The sequence below is a fragment of the Enterovibrio coralii genome, from assembly GCF_001559595.1.
Taxonomy (GTDB): Bacteria; Pseudomonadota; Gammaproteobacteria; order Enterobacterales; family Vibrionaceae; genus Enterovibrio; species Enterovibrio coralii.
Window position 1 is genome coordinate 69,193 of sequence record NZ_LNTY01000025.1, and the last position, 23,184, is coordinate 92,376.

25 protein-coding genes and 1 pseudogene are annotated in these 23,184 nt (G+C 46.1%); 4 read left to right on the plus strand and 22 right to left on the minus strand.

Features of this window, described 5'->3' with window-relative positions; translation table 11 throughout:
• Position 1 precedes the first annotated feature (1 nt).
• From ATN88_RS28185 to ATN88_RS07505, 20 genes are all read right to left on the minus strand, one after another.
• The gene (locus ATN88_RS28185) at positions 2-178 is read right to left on the minus strand and encodes a substrate-binding domain-containing protein (protein ID WP_332308871.1); all 177 of its coding nucleotides are present in this window, start codon (positions 176-178) and stop codon (positions 2-4) included.
• Positions 145-1,062, minus strand: coding sequence for a LacI family DNA-binding transcriptional regulator (locus tag ATN88_RS07415; protein WP_269748113.1), 918 nt, complete (start codon positions 1,060-1,062; stop codon positions 145-147). The genes ATN88_RS28185 and ATN88_RS07415 overlap by 34 nt, the downstream gene beginning before the upstream one ends.
• A gap of 198 nt (positions 1,063-1,260) precedes the next feature.
• Positions 1,261-1,605 carry an SH3 domain-containing protein gene (locus ATN88_RS07420; protein WP_067413571.1) on the minus strand — a complete coding sequence of 115 codons (345 nt, stop codon included), beginning with the start codon at positions 1,603-1,605 and terminating at the stop codon, positions 1,261-1,263.
• Between the two features lie 23 nt (positions 1,606-1,628).
• Complete coding sequence (locus ATN88_RS07425) at positions 1,629-2,543, minus strand: alpha/beta hydrolase (protein WP_067413574.1); 915 nt, start codon at positions 2,541-2,543, stop codon at positions 1,629-1,631.
• A gap of 249 nt (positions 2,544-2,792) precedes the next feature.
• Positions 2,793-3,266: a 2TM domain-containing protein gene (locus ATN88_RS07430; RefSeq protein WP_067413577.1), complete on the minus strand. Its 474-nt coding sequence runs from the start codon at positions 3,264-3,266 to the stop codon at positions 2,793-2,795.
• Between the two features lie 173 nt (positions 3,267-3,439).
• Positions 3,440-3,751, minus strand: coding sequence for a cupin domain-containing protein (locus tag ATN88_RS07435; protein ID WP_067413582.1), 312 nt, complete (start codon positions 3,749-3,751; stop codon positions 3,440-3,442).
• 127 nt (positions 3,752-3,878) lie between these two features.
• The gene (nusG, locus tag ATN88_RS07440; RefSeq protein ID WP_232312984.1) at positions 3,879-4,319 is read right to left on the minus strand and encodes a transcription termination/antitermination protein NusG; all 441 of its coding nucleotides are present in this window, start codon (positions 4,317-4,319) and stop codon (positions 3,879-3,881) included.
• Positions 4,320-4,729: 410 nt separating this feature from the next.
• Positions 4,730-4,912: a hypothetical protein gene (locus ATN88_RS25765; RefSeq protein ID WP_157490678.1), complete on the minus strand. Its 183-nt coding sequence runs from the start codon at positions 4,910-4,912 to the stop codon at positions 4,730-4,732.
• A 177-nt stretch (positions 4,913-5,089) separates the two neighbouring features.
• A complete protein-coding gene (locus ATN88_RS07450; protein WP_067413588.1) occupies positions 5,090-5,548 on the minus strand; it encodes a hypothetical protein in 459 nt (152 codons plus the stop codon).
• Positions 5,549-5,849: 301 nt separating this feature from the next.
• Positions 5,850-6,344: a thermonuclease family protein gene (locus ATN88_RS07455; RefSeq protein ID WP_067413591.1), complete on the minus strand. Its 495-nt coding sequence runs from the start codon at positions 6,342-6,344 to the stop codon at positions 5,850-5,852.
• A 50-nt stretch (positions 6,345-6,394) separates the two neighbouring features.
• The gene (locus tag ATN88_RS07460; protein WP_067413594.1) at positions 6,395-6,589 is read right to left on the minus strand and encodes a hypothetical protein; all 195 of its coding nucleotides are present in this window, start codon (positions 6,587-6,589) and stop codon (positions 6,395-6,397) included.
• Positions 6,590-6,688: 99 nt separating this feature from the next.
• A complete protein-coding gene (locus ATN88_RS07465; RefSeq protein WP_067413598.1) occupies positions 6,689-7,333 on the minus strand; it encodes a DUF2589 domain-containing protein in 645 nt (214 codons plus the stop codon).
• Between the two features lie 268 nt (positions 7,334-7,601).
• Positions 7,602-8,240: a DUF2589 domain-containing protein gene (locus tag ATN88_RS07470; protein WP_067413602.1), complete on the minus strand. Its 639-nt coding sequence runs from the start codon at positions 8,238-8,240 to the stop codon at positions 7,602-7,604.
• A gap of 15 nt (positions 8,241-8,255) precedes the next feature.
• Entirely contained in the window at positions 8,256-8,870 is a 615-nt protein-coding gene (locus ATN88_RS07475; protein WP_067413606.1) for a DUF2589 domain-containing protein, read from the minus strand.
• An 11-nt stretch (positions 8,871-8,881) separates the two neighbouring features.
• The gene (locus tag ATN88_RS07480) at positions 8,882-9,565 is read right to left on the minus strand and encodes a hypothetical protein (RefSeq protein ID WP_067413609.1); all 684 of its coding nucleotides are present in this window, start codon (positions 9,563-9,565) and stop codon (positions 8,882-8,884) included.
• Positions 9,566-9,707: 142 nt separating this feature from the next.
• Positions 9,708-10,037: a hypothetical protein gene (locus ATN88_RS07485; protein ID WP_067413612.1), complete on the minus strand. Its 330-nt coding sequence runs from the start codon at positions 10,035-10,037 to the stop codon at positions 9,708-9,710.
• Between the two features lie 246 nt (positions 10,038-10,283).
• On the minus strand, positions 10,284-10,721 hold the full coding sequence (locus ATN88_RS07490; protein ID WP_067413615.1) for a glycoside hydrolase family protein: 438 nt from the start codon (positions 10,719-10,721) through the stop codon (positions 10,284-10,286).
• Positions 10,718-11,227: a transcription termination/antitermination protein NusG gene (gene nusG, locus ATN88_RS07495; protein ID WP_067413618.1), complete on the minus strand. Its 510-nt coding sequence runs from the start codon at positions 11,225-11,227 to the stop codon at positions 10,718-10,720. The genes ATN88_RS07490 and nusG (ATN88_RS07495) overlap by 4 nt, the downstream gene beginning before the upstream one ends.
• A gap of 111 nt (positions 11,228-11,338) precedes the next feature.
• A complete protein-coding gene (locus ATN88_RS07500; RefSeq protein WP_269748119.1) occupies positions 11,339-11,833 on the minus strand; it encodes an RNA polymerase sigma factor in 495 nt (164 codons plus the stop codon).
• 507 nt (positions 11,834-12,340) lie between these two features.
• A complete protein-coding gene (locus ATN88_RS07505) occupies positions 12,341-12,685 on the minus strand; it encodes a hypothetical protein (RefSeq protein ID WP_067413626.1) in 345 nt (114 codons plus the stop codon).
• Between the two features lie 388 nt (positions 12,686-13,073).
• Between ATN88_RS07505 and ATN88_RS07510 the strand changes: the two genes are divergently transcribed.
• Both ATN88_RS07510 and ATN88_RS07515 read left to right on the plus strand, forming a co-directional pair.
• Complete coding sequence (locus ATN88_RS07510; RefSeq protein ID WP_067413630.1) at positions 13,074-14,327, plus strand: acyl-homoserine-lactone synthase; 1,254 nt, start codon at positions 13,074-13,076, stop codon at positions 14,325-14,327.
• A gap of 237 nt (positions 14,328-14,564) precedes the next feature.
• Entirely contained in the window at positions 14,565-17,270 is a 2,706-nt protein-coding gene (locus ATN88_RS07515; RefSeq protein ID WP_232312930.1) for an ATP-binding response regulator, read from the plus strand.
• A 51-nt stretch (positions 17,271-17,321) separates the two neighbouring features.
• On the opposite strand, the gene ATN88_RS07520 is transcribed toward ATN88_RS07515, so the two are convergent.
• Positions 17,322-18,248 (minus strand): DMT family transporter, encoded by a 927-nt coding sequence (locus tag ATN88_RS07520; RefSeq protein ID WP_067413635.1) that lies wholly within the window; start codon positions 18,246-18,248, stop codon positions 17,322-17,324.
• 185 nt (positions 18,249-18,433) lie between these two features.
• On the opposite strand from ATN88_RS07520, the gene ada reads away from it, so the two are divergent.
• A complete protein-coding gene (gene ada / locus ATN88_RS07525; RefSeq protein WP_067413638.1) occupies positions 18,434-19,492 on the plus strand; it encodes a bifunctional DNA-binding transcriptional regulator/O6-methylguanine-DNA methyltransferase Ada in 1,059 nt (352 codons plus the stop codon).
• Between the two features lie 74 nt (positions 19,493-19,566).
• Here ada and ppsA read toward each other — a convergent pair.
• Positions 19,567-21,941 (minus strand): annotated as a pseudogene (ppsA, locus tag ATN88_RS07530) (phosphoenolpyruvate synthase).
• 230 nt (positions 21,942-22,171) lie between these two features.
• Here ppsA and ppsR point away from each other — a divergent pair.
• Positions 22,172-23,008, plus strand: coding sequence for a posphoenolpyruvate synthetase regulatory kinase/phosphorylase PpsR (gene ppsR, locus ATN88_RS07535; protein ID WP_083539444.1), 837 nt, complete (start codon positions 22,172-22,174; stop codon positions 23,006-23,008).
• Positions 23,009-23,184: the final 176 nt, after the last annotated feature.

Consider the following 23,184-nt stretch of genomic DNA (forward strand, 5'->3'; position numbering starts at 1 on the left):
TTCACCCTTTTATGTGGGATTGACGAGTGATAAGAGTGGCGTTGACAACTTGTCGTAATGACTCTGGTTCTTCACCGTCGATTTGACGAAGAAGCAAGGTCGCAAGTTGCTCGCCAGAAAACCGCATATCCACTGAAAAGGTAGTTAAAGGTGGTGTGGCAAATCCACTTTCCGGCATGCGTCATAACCAATGACGGCCAGATCCTTTCCAATTTTCAAACCTCTATCTTCTGCTGCGCGATAAACCCCAAGTGCGGCCACATCCAAGGCGCAAACAATCGCCGTAGGCGGATTTCTCACCTCAAGCAAGGCATGGCCCAGTTGTTGTCCCGCTGATTTTGTAAACCCGCCGCTCGCTATCAATTTGGGGTCTGGTGCAATACCGGCATCGCTAAGCCCAAGCAAGTAGCCTTCTTCACGCAACCGACTGTAGTTATAACTTTCGCCACCATTGATAAACCCAATGCGCTCATGCCCTTCTTGGGCAAACAGCCTCACAGCTTCACGCATCGCCTGCTCACCGCGGACATCGAAATAACTCACACCTGCAAGTTCCTGTGTTCGGCCAAAGATGACAAAAGGTACCTTCTCCGCTTTCAATAACGCCACACGCGGGTCATCAGCCTTACTTCGCGGCAGAATGAAACCATCCACTTTGTGCTCATCAACAAGGCGTATGATGGTGTCCAACTCGTTTTTATCACCTTGCGCTGTGGCAACCGTGAGCGTCCAATTTCTCTCACTCACCACGCGGCTAATCCCATCGATAAAGTTGGTGAGAAATGGCCGGTGAGCATTGTCACTGCCCAAATTGAGGACTAATCCGATGGCACTGACTTGTCCTGTTTTTACCGCTTGAGCGTAACTCAGGGCGCGGTAACCCATTTCCGCTGCTTTTTCTCGTACTTTTTGTTTGGTTAACGGTGAGATATCCGGATAGTCATTCAAGGCGCGTGACACAGTTCCTTTAGACAGCCCCAATACGCGAGACAAATCGTTAATCGTTGTCCGCTTTTCGCGTATCGGTTTTGGGTTAGGAATGTGCCGAACTTGAAATGCCATAAGATCTCGTTCATCCGTCTTTTCTTAAAAACTATTTAACGAAACCGGTTTCGGCAAATGATGTTTGTATCAATAGTAAGAAGAGTTGTCTCAGATAGGCATTAAAGGGAAAGGACGTTGAAGAAGAGGAATAGATTGACGTTCTGATGCATTGGTGCAAGAAAACGCCAATGCATCAGAAAATTGTAACAGGCAGGTTTATACGAGGGGTTCAACCGTACTAACGGGCACCCAGCCAATTTCGCTTGTTGGTCTCCTGACGCGATACCAGTCATTAAGTTCAAACAACACTGTCAGCTGTTCACCCAGCACTGTGTTGAGCTCTAGCGCATCATAGTCGTCAAGCAGCTTGCCTTTTTGACTGCACGGTTGAGGCTCTATGAACTGCTCGGGTGCCCAGCCTTGAGAGCCAGACTCGGTGGTCACAAATATCCAATGTGGATACTCATCATCACCGTCGCCGAGCTCGACCACCTCGCCTTTTCTAAGCACGATGGGATCAGGATACTCGGACACATGTTGCTCGATAACAATAACGTCCATGACTCTCTTCTCCCTGTGTTCACCTAGCGGCGAATTTGACTGGAAATGCTTTCGATACAGCGCTTTGCCGATTCACTCACGCCCGATAGCTGGAAGAACCCATGAATAACGCCCAGATAACGCTCACAGTAAGCCTCAACACCCTGGGCTAGTAGTGCTTTGTAAAGCTGCTCACCTTCATCACGCAGCGGGTCAAACTCCGCCGTGATAATCGACGTTGAAGGAAGGCCAGACAAATCCGCACTCAACACGTTTAATTCGGGTGCTGCTTTGAGGGTTGACGCATCCTTCGCATACATCTCAAAACCGGACAGCAGCATGTTGGCGGTAATGATGTAATCCGTCGCATTTTCACGGTAGCTCTCGCTCTGACCTTGCGGGTCAAGCATCGGATAAATAAGAATTTGTTTTCTCGGTAGCCAAGATTGCAACGTTTTTAGCCTCAGCGTCGTTGCCAATGCTAGCTGACCACCTGCGCTGTCACCCACAAACACCATATTGTCAGCGTCACCACCATATTGATGGGCGCAAGTCTTAATACCCAATACAGCCTGATATACATCGTCATGCGCGGCAGGGTAGGTAAACTCAGGTGCCAATCGGTATTGAATACAAATGACTATGGTGTTGGACGACGCGGCGATTTGACGTAGCTGAGCATCATGGGTATCGAAGCCACCGCTAATAAAGCAGCCACCATGAAAGTAAACGGTGATTGGCAAGTTCAGATCTTTCGTCGGCTTATACACTTTCACAGGAATGCCATTCACCGTATCCAAAAACTCCTCTGCCATTGCTGGGCTTTTGCCCGCAAGCACAGTACTACTTACATAGCCTGCTCGGCGGTCTGAAATGTTTTGGCGGGATGGGCAAGGCTTTCCATTGGAGATGAAATCGTCAACTAGCGCTTGGATGCCAGCTTCTAAAAATTGGGTCATATTGGAGCTCTAAAACGAAAATAGCCCTCCAATGATATAACCCCTAAAAAGCATGTATATATATACAGATTGGAATTGTGAACTGCATGAAATAAATGCGTTTTCACTTAGAAACAGTAACAACATTCCCATCGGAATGATTACACGCTTTTTCCTGTAGCGATCGGATGAATCGACGCTTTGTAACCCGAGTAACGAAATGCAAACAGTAAAGAGCCAGCAAGCTGCTGGCTCTTTCAAAGGCGATGATTAAAGCTTTCTGCCGAGGCGTTTTTCGATCTGTTTCTTTTCCCAATCTGGGCCAAAGAAGTTCAGCAACTCAAACGTATTCAATGCTTGAATAACAAGGCCAATGCCCCAGCCCATCGCCGGCCACCATGCCCAGATATACTCCGGGCTTGTCAGCAGGTTAATAACGAACAGCATGCCGATCACCAGCACATAGGTAACAAGGTGCGAGTAAAACCCTTTGAGATCTCGCACTTGGTTCATCACACGCTCTTCTTCTTCCGTGTATTTCACATCTTCAGTCATGTCTGGCTCCGGTTGTTTTTGTAGGTCTGATACTTGAACTTCAAAGACAGCAGCCAGTGATTTCAGAGATTCCAACCCAGCTTTATCTCCTCTTTCGAGACGCTGGATAGTGCGAACACTCAACCCACTCATCTCAGAAAGCTGTTCTTGAGACCAGCCACGCTGCAAACGTAATTTCCTGATAATCATTTGTGTTTCCTTTCTGCTGTTTGCCGATAAACTACCGGATAAATGACACTGTCGGCCACGACACAGGCCTGACACCAACATGACAATGCTTTTAAATCATAGTGTTACAACTGAACTGATAATCTTCAAATTTGGCCACCAAGTCTGCGACGACGCTCCTGTCACACTGAAAATCATACGCTTCCTGCTTTTTCCACCACCAAAATGCGCGCTTCTCCAATGGGTTTTGCCACGTGTTCCGTACCAACGCTTGCATAAAAAATGTCGCCCACCGTCATGACCTCATGATGTTCTTCACCCTGATGGCGGTAATGCATTTCAACGATTCCGTCGAGCACGACAAACACTTCTTCACCGTCATTGATATGCCATTTGTAGGGCTGATCAGTCCAATGCAATCGGGTGGTGATACCGTTCATTTCAGCGATATCTAACGCGCCCCAAGGCCGATCCGCGGTAAAGGTTGTGCTTTTTACGAACTTCATAGCCTCTTCCTTGATGAAATATTCATCACAATAGTAACAAAGGCATCCGTGTCAGGAAGACAAAATGGTCGTCGGAAGGTAAAGAAAGGCGGAGTTAAGCACCATCGAATGACAGTGCTTAATACAATCAGGCGGTGGTTGCGAATTCAGTGCGAACAACGCTCGCTTTTGGCACATCAACAAGCACACAACGGCCAAGTTGACCAATTTCCATGGCCACTTTACGGTTGTCTTCATCATCTAAGAGAATGCCTGTCATGCCCTTCAACGAACCGTTCACGACCGCAACGGTGACACCGTTCGCAAGGCTTGTGGCGATAGATGTCGACTCTTCGAAGTAGTAAAGAATGGTTTTGATTTTCACAATGTGGGTTTCAGGAATCGACGCTAAGTAGTTTTTGAAACGCACGAAGTGAGAGAACTGCGGCAGTGCTTTAATCGCCACCAGTCCGTCCGGTTTGGTTCTTACGAACACGTGCGATTTGAACAGCGGTTCGTAGGAAACCTTTTTCTTGCCATCAACGGTTTTTCTCACCGTTCTTTGCGGCAAGTAGGCTTCATACCCCATATCCAACAGTTTTTCGCACAAATCGATTTCAGCGTTTGCATGGTATATACCGCATACCAGCGATAGTAATGCAATGCCATCTCTCCTAAATTTCGAACAAAGATAAACGGTCACTCAAGACCCAAAAAGAAAGAGCAAAGTTGTTGGTTTGTTGGAAGTGTCGTTACGCAGTTAGCTCATCGTCCACAAACGACGAAACTGAATGATGTACGGGATAGTATCGCTAGACGCCAACAGAAAAAAGAGAATTAGCACCGTGTTAGGATGAAGGTTTCCACAAATACACAGTTTTTTTAGAATGGGTCACGGTAACGGCGAAACTTTCATCACATTGCACCAAAAATAGAAAACTAACTCCGATTACCACTTTGTCTTTTTTACGATTAGCGATAGAGACAACCTTGTCACGATTACTCGCTCGAATTGCCGCTCCAGCCCAGACATTTATCTAGATTTAGCGTGCCAGTGACCTGAACCTCTCCCAACACACATGCCCAACGTTTGCTGGTAACAGGTGCTTTCTCATTCTCTTGTTGAATATCCTGAATGACATTTGCGATGCCAACACCCACTTCTCCTAATGCTATATTCATAACAAGTGCGCCTGCGCACAAAGCCCAAAGCCAATTCGGAGCAATTGAAAAAAGTCGTTGAAAGCAACTCGGACGCTTAAACATCCTCTCCAGATTATCTTTATCCTTTCTCACAAGTGCCTCCAGATATCGATTCTGCGCTAGACACGTCTTCCAAACCACTCATTCCGCCAAAGTTTACGGGGCGAATTTGAGCGCGAGACTTGAGGTTTGCAGCCATGATGCGACTTTTCCACGCCCAAAATTTAGGTAAAACGTCTCTTCTCTGATGATATTGAGGTATTGGATGTCTGCATCTGACATCACACCTGTTGCAGGCAACCCAAGCGTGACCTGCATTAGTCGGATTGCATGCGTGCAGTTTGAATAGGATGCGTATCTAAACAAAGAGTCCGCGATAGCCTGACTGCGTATATCGTCCGCACGTAACACTTGCCAAACATTCGCTCGATAGCATTCTCTGAAAAACAAATCGAACTCGTCCATTCGCCAACCTGTCGCCTTGAGCACTTTTTGCCACAATCCAGCTTGGTCTCCAAGGCGCTCCAATGGCAGTCCCTCCAGGTGACTATCCAGCGAATCAACCTGAAAAACATCCTCTATGAGGTGTTCAAAAGACAATGAAAAATCGGCCAACACTTATCTCCTTTGGAAAGTGCACTCCGAAACGCAATTATCGAAGCACTGAAAGGGTTTATAAGTAAGACGGGCGAGTTGCCGGCATGTGACAGAGTTTTGGAGAGGTTTTCGTTCAACAGCGCGGTGTTGAATGGCAAAGGAAAAAAAATCTATTGAGTGGAGAGGAACCCCCTGCATTGGCCTGCCAACCCAGCAACGAGAAGAACGGCAGTTAGTTCAATACGCTCTTTACTGGCAGGGGGTCAAATTTGTTTACCGCTCACGCTGCGGGCTGTTACTTGAAACCAGGTTAGGCTTTTTATCGTGTGATCTGATCACAATCCCAGATACTTCGTTTTCCACCGTAATACGGCACCACCAAGTTTTGTTCCAATAAATATTCAGCAACACTCATTTCGATTCCATCGCTTTCGAACCAGACATCACCGACGATTCTCCCCGCGAACTTGGTTTTGCTAGGGTCAATGTTATTCACCATCAGAGAATCAGCGTTATCAAGAATCGAATCTATGTGCTGCGTAACCGCTTTTCCTAGCTCGATTTCACACTCAGGAATTGGCATCCCCTGTTTGCTGCCTCTCCGGCTTTCAGGTGCATCAATGCCATATAGTCTCACATCGACTTCATTAAACTGGCGCGGATAAACCTCAAGCAACATGCGAAACGTGTCACCATCAACCACTTTAACGAGCGTTGCCGGAAACTGATGAATGGTAGATTCAGCCCAAGACATAAATGACATGGGTAACAAGATATATATCAGCTTATAACGTTTATTCTTAATGTTCTTCATTATCAAACCAATGCTATTAGAAATAGTAAAATCGCACCTTCATGATTCAATCAAAGTTCTTTTTTCATTTTTTCAAACTTACCGAAGGCATTTTTTGCCACTTGCTGACTGTCAGAGCTAATACTAATTGACGCATCACATTTATGGTTGCCACATTTAAATTTAAAACCAGACATCAATAATTTCGGCTCAATAGCAATAGGTGATTGGCAAACCGGACAATTAATTATCGTGTTATTCGACATAAGTAATTCCTTATAACGCCTCGGCACTGTACCGAGGCGTGATTTCAACGAAAGATTAAGCGGCTACGTCCACTTATTCACTTGGCTTTAACCTTGGTTTTAACCAGCGTCACCGTCATCCCCCTTCAGCTGGATAGGAGTGACGTTCTGAGCGAAGGCCTGGATGATTGTGGTAACACCCTCTGGAAGCGGCAACTGCCCTGCATGTGCGTGAATGTCATACTTCGCAGAGTTTGATTTCTCGTAGTGAGACTTCTCAGACGATGCAGAAGAGCTTTTCGATGACACAGAGCCACTGACTTCAGCAGAGAAACAGCCGTAACCTACCTTGGCAGAGAACTTACCTTCCGCAGCACGTTCAGACTGAGACGATGTCTCTTTATCGTTGGAGAATGAGCTTTTCACTTCCATTTCAAAGTTAACACTCACTTCGTCCACAGCCAGAGAGTTCAGTGGCATAATGGTCATTAATGGAAGGTCAAACTTGGTTTCAACCGGTGCACCAGCTTCACCATCCGCTTTGATGACAGAGCGCGTCAGCGTCATGTTAATCATGATCGGCTTATACGTCTGATTTGGCTCTTCGCCTTCAACGTTGAAACAAGTGCTCAGCAGAAACTGTGTTTGAGTCAATGCCATTTTGGCATTTGCTTCTGCACCAGCGAGAAGTGGCGCAGAGATAAGCGATTTAATTGGAAGACCACTAAACTGTTGAGCCATAGAAACAAGGGCACGATTAGCCATACTTAATTCCTCAAATTCGATAATTTAAAATTCAGCTTTAAGTTAGGGACACTTAAAGCACTCATAACAACAAAGGCTTGTTATGCAGCATCCACTTTCGAAAATTAAAATTGAATGCTTTTTTCGGCCAAGTAAATAGACCGTTCATTACTTCAATTAAATTTATTCTTGAAGCAATACCTTTAAGACGAATTAAATTAAGATTAGTGAATATTTATTTTCAAATTACAAAGAATAAATTTTGCGTTCGAATAACGAAGTTTTTCGCTTAGTCTTTGCTTTGAATCGGCGCGATGCATTGTGTATAAGCATCAATCACCGCTGTCACCCCTTTGGGAAGCGGCAGTTGACTCGCGTGCGTGGTTATTTCGTACCTAGCCGCATTGCTTTGTTTCTTTTCGGTGTCACTCGATGCATGCTTACTGGCCATTGCCGCCACAGACCCCGTCAACTCAGTGCTTTGATCTGACGTTTCCAAGCGGTCAGACAAGCGGCTTTCCTCTTTGTTATCCGAACTCTGTGACGCCTTGATTTTGCTGCTTTGGCTAAATGAGCTAACCACTTCCATCTCGAAATAGACGTTAACTTCATCCACAGCCAACGAATTCAGTGGAATCAGCGTCATCAAAGGAAGACTAAAGCGAGACTCCACATCTTGTGCAGGATGACCATCCTTGTCGATCACAGAACGCGTTACCGTCATATTGACCATAATTGGCCTAAATACCTGACTCTCCCCCTCTTGCACTTTTTCAAAACAGGTATCAAGCAAAAAGCGAGTCTGTGTCAGAGCCATTTCACTGTTGGCTTGTGCCGCGGCAATTAAAGGGGCTCCGACCAATGCACGCATCGGAAGACCGCTAAACTGTTGTGCCATTGACACCAAGTTCTTGTTTTCATCAGCCATGATTTAACGTCTCCTTTAACCTGGTATCTGCGCGCGCAGCACTTTCTCATAGCCCTCAACCACTTTTTGTAGGCCTTTTGGCGGTTCATGCCCAACGAGTGTAATGGCAATTTTGGTGTTGGTATCATCCGCCCTCACCTGACCTTCAGACTGATTGCCATACAAAGGTCTAAACGCCACATGCAACTCGTCATTGTCATCAGCGGTCACCTCAAGTTCCGCCTCAAAATGCACTTCCTTAATGCGAGGACTGCTGATAGGACACAGAGTGATCAGTGGAACATTGACAATAGTTTTCTCTATCTCACCGTTCTTACCTTGTTTGGGAAAGGCCATCGCAACCATTTTTGGCCGATGAATCATCTCCTGCTCTGGGGCAACGTTTTGGGCATTTTCATTCACATCGTTGAATTCTTTTAACAGGCTATTCGCCTTTTCCATATCCTTTCGATCGAGTGCTTCGTGTGCTTCTGTCAGCCGCTTCCTTTGGTTTTGCTGCTCATGGTACTTTTCACTTGGCACCTTATCGAAGAACTTATCTACGTGCTTTATTCCCTCAGATTCAACTGCTTGTGCGGCACTGTGAATACTCTTTTGTATCGCCTGCATTAACGCTTGAAACTTAATCATAATGAAATGCCTTATCTGTTATTCGTAAGTGGTTTAACGCTAGCTTTGCTCGCCAGCCTTTTCATCTGCTGATGAATGTTTTGGTAAAACTCGTCATCAGATTGACTGAGTTGGTAAGAAACCGTTTGAGTTGCCCTGCCTAATGCCGTCAGTTTCCTTAATGCTCTTGGGTTAATGGGTTTATTTAATGACGTGCACGCCACCATTAACTCGCCTTCCTGATTCAAAAACAGATTCAAATCGATACGGAGAGAAAACGCGCTAAATCTAGGAGTGGCAGGAGGCAGTAAGGAAATCAAAGGAATGATTTTGGGTGCGCTGCCATCAGAGTCCTCAATGGCAACGGTTTTCAAACGATAGTCAGTGCTATCAATGTTGGTTGTACCCCGGCGATACAATTGTTGCTTAAGGTTGTCTAAGTCGTTTAAAGCCCCTTCGACATCTCCAGCCCTTAACGCCGTTGAAATCTCATCAATCTGCGCTTGGATCTCTGTGTCAAAATCAGGTGGATTTTGTTTTTCCAGGTATAGCTCAAACGACTGAGAAACATGCTCATTGGGCTCTGTTGATAGTTCATCGATACCTGCTTTTAGCATTTCAACAAAACGCAGGTAGGAAATCAGGTTGATCCCCTTTGCTTCATTTTTTTGCTTTCGCTTTGCAAATACGGAAAAACAGCGCGTTAAAACACTCATTTACATCCTCTCCTCCCTCCTCAAAAGTGGCGAAGCACCATGGAAAGGCATAGATCAAAGGAAGCAAAAAGTGTGGGCTTTTTGCTTCTGCAACTATCGCTTAATGAGGGAGAGACGATCGAGGAAGGATGTTGTGAAATGACTAATGCTTGTGAGCTGGCTTGTGAGACCAAACTTCGAGCTTCTTCACTCTTTTTTGGAGGGCGTTTAGCTCTTTTCGTAAAGCTTGCATTTCTTCTGGCGTAGATGTTTGACCCGTCGCGGATTGAGATTCAATGCGAACCGCATGCGCAGACATAATTCGATTGATAGGAGAAGAAATGTCTAGGCCAATTTGGCGAATCGCAAAACTTAGCACAAGCATCACCGCGCATAATGCCAATGCCCATCGAGGAACCGCTTCCATTGAGCGCCGCTGAATGTCCATATCTGCCGCAGAGTGATTTCGTCGAGCACTCGTTTTTTTCTGCATAGGGTTATCTCCATCAAAGAGCCCTTACTTCTGGGGCGAACATTAAAGACATGGGAGCACGTTTCCTGGATGCACTCTATTTATCATCCGACGCACGCCGCAACCAAAAAACCTGGCTACCGTCGAGCGTTTAGATATGTACTGGCTTCTTTCCCGCTAACACCACGATTAACGGAAAAGTTGCCAAATACATTTAATGATTGCTAGAACAGCACAATACTGGGAATGCCTTAATAGCAGCGCGTATCAAACGTCCAACTCCCCACGCATCAACGAAATCACTTCCTCGGCACGACGACCAACTTGTCTTGCCCAACGAGAGTCTCGCATCTCGGCCTCCACGCGGTTGATATCATCGTCTTGCAACGCTGCCAGCATCTTCTTAAATTTCAAAAGGCCTCGAACACCCAAGTTAAAAGCCATATTCACTAAGGCAATTTTCTGGTGTTGTTCCAGCTTGGCCACCCAAGGAAGGTGCTGCAATAATTGCCCTTCCGCTTCTTTGATATCATTGTCTAGCAGCATCATTGCTTCTGCTTCTGACACCCCAACATCAGCAAGATTTCTGCCCACACCAATCGTTATTTTCCCAGCCGTGCAGTGATATGGTTTGAGTTCCAGTCCCTCATGACGTAACAACAATTTGCGATTCAGGGCCTTTCCTTCTTCATTTAATAAGCTCATCGAATTACCTCAGATTTAACGACGGAAGAAAGTGGAAGCGTCACAATGAGAGATTGCTGCAATGCTGTGACGTCCACCGCGACTTTTTTCTCACCATCCACTTCTACAAGGGTGCCGAGCATGCCTTTCAACGGACCGTTTGCAATCGCAACCGACTCGCCTTTCACCCAACGTCTGGACACGGCCGACGTAGAAGGGAAGTGCTGAATAATGGTCTCGATTTGAATGATTTGGCTGTCGGGTATCGGCGTAGGATGGTTTCCAAAACGTATAAAATGGGAAAAACCGGGCATCGACTTGATCGTCTGAAGACCTTCCGTGTTTGTGTAGACAAACACATGAGATTTGAACAAAGGCTCGGAAATGATTTTCTTACGATCGCTCCAAATACGCGTTACCGTCGCTAACGGCAAGAACGCCTCAATGCCTTCAATGTGTACTCTTTCAGCAAACTTTTTTTCTGCATTGGCTCGGGTATACACCGCGAACCATTGATAGTTTTTCATAGCGAATCCTCCCTACAAGGAACGAGCGTCGTAACATCAGCCACATCAGCATCGCGAACGTTTAATGTAACGACGTTCGCTGACGCTACCTGTGAAAGGGAGAAGTGGGGGTCAGTGAATGAAGGCTTTAATTTGCCTACGCGCTAGCTGAACACGCTTGCGCACATTTGCTTGAGATATCTGGAGCATTTCCGCGATCTCCGGATACTCCAGCTCCTCAATAAAACGATAGCGAACTACACGCTGCAAATCTGGAGTTAGCTTTTCGTACGCACGAACAACGTCATTGAGGGTGTTCTCGCGTTGAATCTCATCTTCCAGAGGCTCGGTCGTCACGTGAGAAAAGTAGAAAAGGTCGGGGCTATGGGAGACGGTTTCACAAAGGTTGAGCTGCTTTTTATGATCGCGCAGTATGTCGATACAGATGTTATAGGTTAACTTACACAACCAAGAAAACGGGCTGTTGATCTGCTCACTTTTTCGTAAATAGTGGTGATAGGATTTATCCCTTGCTTGAGACATTGCATCCTCCACTCTGGCGACGTTACCGTTGAGCCATCGCATACAACAATTTCTTAAACGGGAATGGTTATTCCCCCATAACATCCAGAATTCATCTGACGTCGTTCCCTGATGTCGAACAAGTGTTGGTTTTGTCACTGTCTTTCTCCTTTTTATTGTCGGAGGAAGACTTCGCTCAAGCGCTAATGTGAAAGCCAGCTCGATATTAGTGACGAGTTTTCATAACTTTTCAGTATGAGATCGCATAAAGATGAAAGAGTCAGTCCATATATCCATACAAACAAAGAGGCATCACAAAAAATCACAACACTTCGTAAGACCGTGTTTTATATGTAGTTACAGTTAGAGCGGCTGTTTTTGATTTTTGACAATGGTGCGACGCACCACTAGACGCCTAAAATACAAGTCATATTTTTGCGATTGGTATTCGAAAAGAGCGAAAGAGAGCATTGTGGAAAGGTGACAACTATGTGCACCCAAAATTCGAAGGAGGTTTGGTTTAATCACAAAAAGCAGTTGGAGCAAAAAAAATCGGCTGACTAGCGCGAGCTCTTCAACCGACTTAAAAACGTAATCCAGATAAATCGTTATCTATTTGACCACGTTCTCAATTATTGTTGTTTTTAGCTGACGAATTTTGACTTCTTTGTAGGTGAAGATACCCAGCATCGCAATCGTGACGCCCACACAGGTATATAGCTGAAGCGGTGAGTAAACACCTAAATTGGTGAACAAAAAATACAGCATGATGGCGACAAGAAATGCTTGAGAAACCCAACGAGACTTATCGTTAAAATTGAAGGCCTTCCTCTCCTCGTCCCACTTCACGTGAACACGCCCGACGAGAAAACCCATCTTAATCATCAAGCCGCCCGTGATCTCTTCATAGTCGATATGATTCAGAGCCAGATATTTTTGTAGTCCCTTAAGACTCATTCGCTTCTCCTAACGTCGCGCTTTTTAAGGTCATGGCGTTGTCGCTTGATGCTGTCGATCATACCAAAACTGCTAAGTCTCGACAGTGCCATTAGAAACGAAAGTTGTTTCAAGGCAATAACTCACCTGAGAACCTTCCCCTTTAGTACACCTTACCCCAGCACCTTGACTGCTTCGGCAAAAGGCAGGCCTACAACAGTCGTTTCAGTATGTTTTTTCTAGAAAAGCCTGAATTGAAGGAATTTTTTGAGACACGCCTAAAAATGAGAATATATTTGTCTGCCACTTTCATTTTGTATGAATTTATTTACTTGAAAGCCCCCATATCTGTACTTTGAAGACCGTACAATTGTCTAGATTTTTACGACCACTAGTCGAGGAGTTTAGAATGTACGACTTACATACCATCCACAACGCACTTGAAAACACACCAAACAGCCTCAGCTTTCTTCTCCCAAACGAAAAAGAAAAGCAGCTATTCCTACAATCAATTAATGATTATATGGAAGCGACTCAACAGCATGACCTATTTGAAAAAATTGTGACTTACCGATACCAGGAGGTACTAAAGGAGCTACCATCAAACCAGACGAAAGGAAACCTCTACACCACTCTTACTGGTCCAATTGGTCAAACAATTATGGGCATCAGAGAGATGCCTGACTTCCCTACCGTTTTTCTGACTATCGAAAAAACAGCGATCAACTATTTCGGAGACATGTTGAATTGCTGGGCAGAGTTGAGGGCCTTTCAGATTAATGAAGCTGCACGTATTCACATTGAGCAATTAGGTGACTCTGAGGCTCATGTTTATGAGGAAATTGCCATCAATGAGAACTACAAATCTGAGGTTGTTAAAGACATTAAGAGCGATTCTCGATTATTTCTTACCACTTTCTCTAATGTGCCAATGAGCCTAAGCAGCGCAAATATCCTTATAAATCTTGAAACCTTTGTTAAACAGCAGCACTGGTACGAGATGCTTTATTACTTAGACATCTCTGGATCTGGCGAGCATTTCATTCTGTATCAGGAAGCTCCTAAAAACACACCAGTTCTTCTAGCATCAGCATTGATACAGCGTTGGCACCAAAAGGAGAATTGGTTGACGTTTGATCCATTTTTTAGAACAGAGAATTGGACACTATCATTGGACAGTGAGAAGATCCTTGCTTTAGAGCGTTCTAATGTGTTTAAAAACATGATTCGCTCTAAAGTGGATACCTCAACAATAGAGGCATTCAGTTATTCATTGCTGGACACGATTTCTCAAAAAGACGCTGTCTGCGAAATTATCCGAATGGCGATCAGTGGGCCGAGAGAAAAGCTTAACCACATACTCTTCAGCACCCTGAAAAACCTGACGATTTCACTAGCGGAGATAGGTTTAGAGGTTGCCTATACGATTGTGGAGCAGCCGTCTATTTTGAGTTTTTATCAGTCCGTCAACGAAGATACTGAGACAACGTTGCCATACGTTTCGCTCTGCTATCAGAGAGTTGAAGGCACTGGGCTAACAACATTCCAAGGGATTGTGTTTACAACGCCTATGGGTGAAGCATTCAAACAGTGCAGCTTCAGAGAATATAACAAGCGAATTATTTCCATGAGACGACTAGCAAGAGCTGCAGCCAATGTATGATTTAGCGTACTCTTCTTCAGCAAACTACGTAGCCATGCTTCTCAGTGTTATCGCATTTGTGGTGATGCTTTGGGCCGCCTATTTTGCTATCACATTGACCAGAAAGAAGTCGGGAATCTCCCGACCTCTTTACGTACCTATACGCTTTACACTGTACTCATCTCTGTATGGATACTGTCGAATGCATTCTTCCAATCGTCACTGTTGGTTGATTGCAGCCAAGGTGTAACACTCGGCATGGCGATGTTGGCAAACGTCGTGTCAGGTCTAGCATTCTCATTTGCCTATTTGTTTTCTTGCCGCCTCGTATCAGAGAGAGCAAGCTACAAAATCACAAAATGGCAATGGGGTGTTTTCTGCCTATCCGTGTTAATCACTCTGACAACAAACGCGGCCCCAGGGCTCAGCGTTACCAATGTTGATGTTGAAGATATTGGCAAGTTCGTGATCCATTTTGGACCAACCAGTGGGTTATTCTTTGGAAGCCTTATACTGTTAATCATTCTCACATTAAAAAACTTCATTGCATCAAGCAAAAGTTCGCTAATGCTCAAGCGTGTGAAGTCAACGTATATGGTGTTTGGGATGGTGGCTTTTATCGTGTCCACCTTTGCCGCACATTTCCTAATACCAGTGGTTTTCAACGACTTCTCCGCAGTTTGGGTTCCTCCCGCGCTTTCTATAGTGGAAGCTTTAATGGTTGGATACGCACTGTTAAGCGATCGTTTTTACAGCTTGCGTTATATGTTTTTAGGCTGCTCGAGCTTCCTTTTAAACGCATCTGTTTACATCCTTCCCGTTGCGGCGATTGCTTATTTTGGACAGGGGCAAAATACTGTCGCAGTACTTGTAGCTTTGACGATGCTAACAGGGATTTTCTGGCACAAAACCCATGACTTTTTCCACTCTCAATTCAATCGACTGATTTACCGCGAAAAAGGTAACCCAGTTGAGAACATTAGTAGCCTAATTTCAGAATTTCGATACTCCACTGAACAAGCAATTGAAAGGCTAAATGGTGTCTTGAATGCAAAATTAGGCCAGATTCATCGAGTAAACAATAACGCGAGAAGTAAGGTGTTTTTACCATACTTTAAGGGAAATCGGTCGGTTTTAGTAAGAGAGGAGTTGGAGTATCAAATTAAACACGGAAGGGAGAGCAACAAAGACACCCTCAGCCATATAGCTCACGAAATGAGAAGCTCAGACATCTCATTGGTGTTACCAATTACCAATGAGAAGGATGAAATTATTTACTTCTACACTGTGAGTAAAGATGAAAAGCTTCCACTTTTCACCAATGAAGAAATACTCGGTCTCCAACTGCTTTTTGATGCAGCAAGTAGATTCATCATTACCGAGGAGAAAATCAGAAAGTCTCGAGTTCTCGCGGGTTCTATTGCCCATGAGATTAGAAACCCACTGACCAAGATCAACTACCATTTTGAAAGAATTGACGCGGACATGTTTGGCGGTGAAGAGAGTAGAGCTGATTCAATTACTTCGCCTGATATGAAAAGAATTTACCAAGAGCTGTTAGAGGGAAAAAAAGCAGTTCAATTGGGTAATCGTTTTATCGACGCTATTTTGGATGAAATGAATGGAGAAGGGATTAGTACAGCTCGATTTAAAGAGTATTCAGCAGCAAAACTAACTTCTCAAGCACTCAATGACTTCAGCTTCAACAGTGAAGAACATAAACGCCGAGTGATCTTGGATATGCAGACCGACTTTGATTTTCATGGCAGTGATACCTTGTACAGCTTTGTGATATTCAATCTTCTGAAAAATGCAGTCTGCTACTTCGATACTCATCCGAAAAGCAAAGTCCACATTCGTTTTAGTGCCACTGAAGACAAGAATTTGGTTCGAGTCATTGATACAGGACCCGGCATCACGTTAGAACAAAAAGAGCATATCTTTGACGAATATTACTCTTTTGGAAAACGAAACGGCAGCGGATTAGGGTTGGCATATTGTCGGCGAGTAATGGAGTCGTTTGGTGGCAATATCGACGTCCGATCTGTGCCTGGTGTCTTTACTGAGTTTGTGCTCACATTTCCTGTACTGAATGAAGTCAACCATTTATCTACGTTAATCAAGCCTCTAACCCAAGCATTTCAAGGTAAAAAGTGTCTCGCTATTTGTGATAGAAACGTCTTCGCCCTTCTGTCCTCAGAGTTTGAATCGTTGGGGGCTCAGGTCGTATTTTATTCAGATGAGAGTGCTAAACTTTCTCTCTCAATGATGGAGGCTTTCGATGTAATACTCATCGATGCCAACCGTATTGAGAATACGTTCAATTTCATTAAACAACTACGCTCGGGCGAGTTTGGTCATCAGGCCCAAGTTACTCCTATTTGGATTCACAACGCTCTTCATTGTGAGTCTGAGGAAAAACTTGTAGCGGCAGAAGTCAACAATCTAACTCAGGGAGAAATCGAAAGTGTGTTCGACCGACTCTCTTTTTTACGTTCCTTGGAAGCTATCATTGCCGATGGCGGATTAAGTAGATTGGGTTGTTTGATAGGTAGCAAAGTTCTCGTTGTTGATGATATGCAAGTGAACCGTTTATTAGTTCAGAGCTATTTAGCCAAGGAAGGGGTCGTTGTTATACATGCTTCCTCCGGTCCAGAAGCGATAGCAAAGGCAAAAAATGAACATGTTGATTTGGTGCTAATGGACATTCAAATGCCCGGTATGAATGGGATAGAGGCGACTAAGACCATCCGCCGCTTAGTAGGAAACATTCCAATTATTGCCTTGTCCGGAGAATACGGTGAGGACGCGCTAGATTCTATCGGAAAGACGATGGATGACCATTTGGTGAAACCTATTACAAAGCAACAATTAGTAAGAATGCTAAAAAAATGGCTCGCATCCCAATCGGCGATGAAGCATTTAAAAACGCATAGTCTGCTCTCAGACTCGGACACCCCTTAACGACTTAAAAAGCCCCTCTCAAGGGGCTTTTTTATTGCTCTTTTCACGTCGTTATTTCGCCGATTGAGGCTTGAGCCGTTGCCACAATCTACCGTCGATTGCAGACAATCCAAGGGCGATGAGCAACATACCGATTAGGTGAATCAAACCCAGAGACTCACCCAAGAATACCGTTCCCAAAAACACTGCAGAAACTGGCACGAGCAAGGTCACCAGCAACACATTTGTCGCACCTGCCACTTCCAGAATTTTGAAATACAGAACGTAAGCCACGGCCGTTGAAAGAATGGCTAAGGCGAAAATCGAAGCCCAAACAGATGTGTTTACATCCCCAATTCCAGCAACCCCATCGACATACAGGGTAATTGGAAGCATTACGATTGAAGAGGCGGTCACTTGCCCTGCGGCGACGACAATTGGGTTTATTTGCAGGGTTTTAAATCGGCGACCAAACACACCCGCGAAGGCATAAGACACCGTCGCCCCGACAATCGCCAACTGCGCAAGCAAGGTGCCTGTGCCGCCTAACGCAGGCACACCTATCATCACCACCACGCCAGTAAAACCTATCGTGACACCGATGATTTTAAGCGGTGTAGGCCGCTCATCTGGTAATAAAAGCCCCGCTACAATCACGGCAAAAATGGGCGTTGCGGCGTTCAGTATTGACGCTAGCCCAGACGCAATTTGGGTTTGTCCCCACACAATCAGCACAAACGGAATGACGTTGTTCAACATCCCCATGCCGAAAAACGCGAGCCAGACTTGTCGTGACAAGTGAGGACGAATACCGATCACAAACGCAAAGCTCCACAGCGCGATAGCCGCGATACTCACGCGAAGAAACGTGATTGTCAGTGCAGGCAACTCGCCGACCGCGACACCCACGAAGAAAAAAGAACCGCCCCACAGCATGGAGAGAAGAATCAATAGAAGCCACACTCTGGCAGACATGGTTGAGCTAATCGTTGTTGTCATCACTTAGGTCCTGTCGTCATTCCATGTTCCCAGACTAAAGCCATTAAAAAGCACAAAACATCCGATTCTTGCGCATCATTTAGCCATGCTATATATAATTCCCCAACCATTTTCGGATGGAGCCTTGTCTTGCTCTGTGGTGTGATAGCGATAATTCGTTGGGCAACACAATGGCTGGAGTGCAAATGACCACGCTAACAAAACTTGAGATGGAAACCGCAGTCGCAAACCGAGACAACCGCTATGACAGACGGTTTATCTATGGCGTTATCACCACCGGCGTGTTTTGCCATCCCTCTTGCACATCAAAGTCTGCCAACCCAGATAACATGCGCTTTTTTGCCGATGCACAGCACGCTATTCAAGCAGGTTTTCGTCCCTGTAAGCGTTGCTATACCGACACGCAAGATACACGAACGCGGCAATTGATTGATGTGGTTCGATATATCGAAGCCCATTGTGAAGATAAGCTCACCCTACAAACGTTAGCGGATATGGCGGACTTGTCCCCGTCTCGCTTTCAAAAAGTGTTCAAAAGCACGTTTGGCATCTCACCCAAAGCCTATCAAGATGCCTTTCGCATGCGCCGCTTTAAGCAGTCGTTGAAAACAGGCAACAGCGTGACGGATGCGATTTACGACTCCGGTTTTGGCTCAATCAGTCGCGTCTACGGCGAAGAATCCCGCAAAATGGGCATGAATCCAAAAACCTACAAAGCAGGTGGCGAAGGAGAAACCATCTATTTCACCTGCCGCGAAACCAAGCTCGGGCTCTTGCTGATGGCCGCCACAGACATTGGCGTATGCTGTGTGCAGTTTGGTGATGATGAAGCATCACTGGTTACCTTGCTTGAGCAGGAGTTCCCGAAGGCGCAGTTAGCAGCGTCGGATGCCCAAACCAGCCATGAACTGGACGATTGGATAACCGCACTGGATAGCCACATTAGCCAAGGCGCGCCCAAGCCAGATTTACCGCTCGATTTACGAGGTACCGTTTTCCAGATCAAAGTCTGGCAGTTTCTCTTAAGCATCAAAGACGGAGAGGTTTGCAGCTATGGCGATGTCGCCAACGAAATCGGCAGCCCAAAAGCAGTGAGAGCCGTAGGTACCGCTTGTGGTAAAAACCGCATTGGCGTTCTAGTACCTTGTCATCGCGTACTGAGAAACGATGGCAGCTTGGGCGGTTATCGATGGGGATTGGAGCGGAAAAAGGCCTTGCTTGAACAAGAAAAACAAGCCGTATGAGACTCCGTTTTCCGCCCCAAAAACAAAGCCTATCTCGACGAGATAGGCTTTTGTGTTTCAGCAAGATTGATACATCAAATTTTGGGTTTGACCTTACCCAACTTCATCCAGGTATCGACGACTGTATCCGGGTTCAGTGACACAGAGCTGATCCCTTGCGCCATCAACCATTCGGCCAAATCGTCATGATCTGACGGCCCTTGCCCGCATATCCCCACATACTTGCCCGCTCGCGTTGCTGCTTCAATCGCCATTTTCAGCATGGCTTTCACCGCAGGATTTCGCTCATCAAACAAGTGAGCGATATCACCAGAATCCCGATCAAGCCCCAGTGTTAGCTGCGTCATGTCGTTCGAACCAATCGAGAAACCGTCAAAGTATTTCAGGAAGTCATCCGCCAGCACCGCATTCGATGGCAGCTCACACATCATGATGACCTTGAGCCTTGCTCGCCGCGGCGAAGAGCGAATTTCGCCAGCAGATCGTTCACTTCCGCTGCTTCACCCGTGGTGCGTACGAACGGGATCATGATTTCCACGTTCTTCAAGCCCATGTCATTGCGCACGCGCTTGATGGCTTGGGTTTCCAGCTCAAAGCAATCTTCGAATACAGGAGAGATGTAACGCGATGCACCGCGGAAACCCAGCATGGGGTTTTCCTCGTGCGGCTCATACTCGCTGCCGCCGATCAGGTTGCTGTATTCGTTCGACTTAAAGTCAGACATACGCACGATCACACGCTTTGGCCAGAATGCCGCAGCAATGGTCGCAATCCCTTCAGTCAGCTTACTGACATAAAAATCCACCGGATCTTTATAACCACGAATACGCTGGTTGATCTCCGCTTTGAGTTCATCGCTTTGTGCATCAAAGTTGAGCAAGGCTTTCGGGTGAATGCCAATCATCTTGTTGATGATAAATTCCAAACGCGCCAAGCCCACACCTTCATTCGGGATCTGCGCGAAATCGAACGCCCGGTCTGGGTTACCCACGTTCATCATCACTTTGGTTGGCAACACAGGCAGCTCATCAACCGCAGACTGGCTGATGGTAAAGTCGAGCTTGCCGTCATAGACATACCCCGTTTCACCTTCGGCACAAGAAATCGTTACCTCTGCGCCGTCCGTAAGCTTGGTGGTGGCATCGCCACAACCCACAATGGCCGGAATGCCTAGCTCACGGGCAATGATTGCCGCGTGACACGTACGACCGCCACGGTTGGTGACAATCGCCGAGGCTTTTTTCATCACAGGTTCCCAATCTGGGTCTGTCATGTCTGTTACCAGCACATCACCTTCTTGCACCAGCGACATCTCATCCAGCGAGTCCACGATACGCACCGCACCGTTACCAATACGCTGACCTATCGCGCGACCCTCGACTAACACGCCTGCTTTACTGCTCAGCTCATAACGCTCAATCACATTGCTTTGCTTTTGCGAGCACACGGTTTCTGGGCGCGCCTGAACGATATAAAGCTTGCCGTCGATACCGTCTTTCGCCCACTCAATGTCCATCGGACGCTGGTAGTGTTTTTCGATGATCATCGCCTGCTTGGCAAGCTCCGTAATTTCATCATCGTTCAGCGAAAACTGGTTCTGTTCTTCTGCGGAGGTATCGATAATTTCAACCTGCTTACCGATCTCTTGGCTGTCGGCGTAAATCATCTTGATCAGTTTGGAGCCAAAAGTGCGTTTCACCACCGCCGGGTGACCCGCTTGCAACAGTGGCTTGTGGACATAGAACTCGTCAGGGTTTACTGCGCCCTGCACAACCATTTCGCCCAAGCCCCAAGACGACGTGATAAACACCACCTGATCGAAACCAGATTCGGTGTCGAGGGTGAACATGACGCCTGACGCAGCTTTGTCCGAGCGTACCATGCGCTGAATACCCGCAGACAATGAAATGCCACGGTGATCAAAGCCCTGATGGACGCGGTAAGAAATCGCGCGGTCGTTGAACAAGGAAGCAAACACATGCTTGGTCGCCTCCAGTACCGCATCAATGCCTTTCACATTAAGGAAGGTTTCTTGCTGACCCGCAAACGACGCATCAGGCAAATCTTCTGCGGTCGCCGACGAGCGAACGGCGACTGAAAGCTCCGGATTTCCGTCAACCAAGGTTTGGTAGTTATCGCGAATGTCCTGCTCCAAATCGGCAGGAAACGGCGCGTCCAGCACCCATTGTCGAATCGTAGCACCAGCTTTTCGCAGAGCATCAACGTCTTCGACGTCTAGGGTATCGAGAATTTGGTGAATGCGATCATCCAGCCCTTCAAAATCAAGGAACTGATTAAACGCATAAGAGGTGGTGGCAAAACCATTGGGCACAGAAACCCCAACATTCGCGAGATTAGAAACCATCTCGCCAAGCGAGGCATTTTTTCCGCCGACTTTGTCTACATCATCCATGGACAGAGAGTCGAACCAGAGGGTGTTCTTTTGCATGTCTTTCTCCAGAAACATTGCGGCATTTGGGTGTTTAGCAAACTTTCCTTTTACAGCTAAAAACGCATCCAGCCTTCACAAGCTGGCTCAACGCCAATAGCACACTCTATTTTGTTATTGTTATAGTCAAACCATCGCCATCGGTGCCGTCGAAAAGGACACTTTCGATATATGCACTCAATGAGATAGTCTGATTTTTATCCTATCGAAATTTGCGAGGAACTTAACCTTTGAAGCACGCAGAAATTCAAGTTCGAGACGTGTTCTATGTCTCGGATGGGACAGCCATCACATGCGAAACCCTCGGGCATGTTGTTTTGGGGCAGTTTTCTTTCGAACCTAACGAGAAAACCTTCCCTTTTGTGGAGTCAGAAGACAAACTCACCGATCTCACCAAGGAAATCCAACAATCCTATGAAAGACACGGCGTGAAGCCACTGGTGTTCTTTTCTATGGTGATCCCCACCATGCGCGCGCAACTTCTCAAAGCACCTGCGTTTTTCTACGATGTACTGGAAAGCATCGTGCAGCGTGTCGCGGAAGACACCCAAATTGAACCCAAGCCAAAGCTTCAACGCTCACGCAGTGTCAGCAAAGACTCCGACACCTATTTCGATAGAATTTCAGCGATTGAATACACTTTAGCGCATGATGATGGCGTTTCTTTGAAAGATCTCGACCGTGCAGATGTGATTCTTTTGGGCGTGTCCAGAAGCGGCAAAACCCCAACCAGCCTCTATATGGCAATGCAGTTTGGCCTTCGTGTGGTCAACTACCCGTTTATCGCCGATGACATCGCTTCCCTGCGTCTTTTGCCTGAATTTGAATTTCAGCGGCACAAGCTCTTTGGCCTCACCATCGAGCCAGAAAGACTCACGCAAATTCGCCAAAACCGCCTTTCCGGTAGCGAGTACGCCAGCAGTGAACAGTGCCAGCAGGAAGTAGCCGCCATTGAAGCCCTGTTTCGAAGTGAAGCCATCCCCTACATCAACACCAGTTCGTTATCTGTAGAGGAAATCTCCACGCGGATATTGGAAAGAACGGGGATGAAGAGAAGGTTGTTTTAGTTCGGGAGCGATCAGAGTAATGAGGGTGATTCGCTTTTGTTTAGGCACCTAGAAAGGAATTTGGACAAAAGTGAGTTAGCGTCTGTCCCTGTAGTCGTATAATTCGGATAACCTCAGATTCTGCAAAACGGAGTAGACGACTTTGTTGTTCGAAAGCATTGGCTGCTGACGCAGCC

Bases quoted from the DNA above. Each gene is read 5' to 3' on its own strand.
- nusG (WP_232312984.1), bottom strand. From the start codon at position 4,319: ATGGGGTATGAAGCCTACTTGCCGCAAAGAACGGTGAGAAAAACCGTT.
- ATN88_RS07430 (WP_067413577.1), bottom strand. From the start codon at position 3,266: ATGATTATCAGGAAATTACGTTTGCAGCGTGGCTGGTCTCAAGAACAG.
- ATN88_RS07505 (WP_067413626.1), bottom strand. From the start codon at position 12,685: ATGAGTCTTAAGGGACTACAAAAATATCTGGCTCTGAATCATATCGAC.
- ATN88_RS25765 (WP_157490678.1), bottom strand. From the start codon at position 4,912: ATGAATATAGCATTAGGAGAAGTGGGTGTTGGCATCGCAAATGTCATT.
- ATN88_RS28185 (WP_332308871.1), bottom strand. From the start codon at position 178: ATGCCGGAAAGTGGATTTGCCACACCACCTTTAACTACCTTTTCAGTG.
- ATN88_RS07510 (WP_067413630.1), top strand. From the start codon at position 13,074: ATGTACGACTTACATACCATCCACAACGCACTTGAAAACACACCAAAC.
- ATN88_RS07480 (WP_067413609.1), bottom strand. From the start codon at position 9,565: ATGAGTGTTTTAACGCGCTGTTTTTCCGTATTTGCAAAGCGAAAGCAA.
- ATN88_RS07435 (WP_067413582.1), bottom strand. From the start codon at position 3,751: ATGAAGTTCGTAAAAAGCACAACCTTTACCGCGGATCGGCCTTGGGGC.
- ATN88_RS07465 (WP_067413598.1), bottom strand. From the start codon at position 7,333: ATGGCTAATCGTGCCCTTGTTTCTATGGCTCAACAGTTTAGTGGTCTT.
- ATN88_RS07420 (WP_067413571.1), bottom strand. From the start codon at position 1,605: ATGGACGTTATTGTTATCGAGCAACATGTGTCCGAGTATCCTGATCCC.
- ATN88_RS07475 (WP_067413606.1), bottom strand. From the start codon at position 8,870: ATGATTAAGTTTCAAGCGTTAATGCAGGCGATACAAAAGAGTATTCAC.
- ada (WP_067413638.1), top strand. From the start codon at position 18,434: ATGACCACGCTAACAAAACTTGAGATGGAAACCGCAGTCGCAAACCGA.
- ATN88_RS07515 (WP_232312930.1), top strand. From the start codon at position 14,565: ATGGCGATGTTGGCAAACGTCGTGTCAGGTCTAGCATTCTCATTTGCC.
- ATN88_RS07500 (WP_269748119.1), bottom strand. From the start codon at position 11,833: ATGTTATGGGGGAATAACCATTCCCGTTTAAGAAATTGTTGTATGCGA.
- ATN88_RS07520 (WP_067413635.1), bottom strand. From the start codon at position 18,248: ATGACAACAACGATTAGCTCAACCATGTCTGCCAGAGTGTGGCTTCTA.
- ATN88_RS07415 (WP_269748113.1), bottom strand. From the start codon at position 1,062: ATGGCATTTCAAGTTCGGCACATTCCTAACCCAAAACCGATACGCGAA.
- ATN88_RS07490 (WP_067413615.1), bottom strand. From the start codon at position 10,721: ATGAGCTTATTAAATGAAGAAGGAAAGGCCCTGAATCGCAAATTGTTG.
- ATN88_RS07455 (WP_067413591.1), bottom strand. From the start codon at position 6,344: ATGAAGAACATTAAGAATAAACGTTATAAGCTGATATATATCTTGTTA.
- nusG (WP_067413618.1), bottom strand. From the start codon at position 11,227: ATGAAAAACTATCAATGGTTCGCGGTGTATACCCGAGCCAATGCAGAA.
- ATN88_RS07470 (WP_067413602.1), bottom strand. From the start codon at position 8,240: ATGGCTGATGAAAACAAGAACTTGGTGTCAATGGCACAACAGTTTAGC.
- ATN88_RS07460 (WP_067413594.1), bottom strand. From the start codon at position 6,589: ATGTCGAATAACACGATAATTAATTGTCCGGTTTGCCAATCACCTATT.
- ATN88_RS07425 (WP_067413574.1), bottom strand. From the start codon at position 2,543: ATGACCCAATTTTTAGAAGCTGGCATCCAAGCGCTAGTTGACGATTTC.
- ATN88_RS07485 (WP_067413612.1), bottom strand. From the start codon at position 10,037: ATGCAGAAAAAAACGAGTGCTCGACGAAATCACTCTGCGGCAGATATG.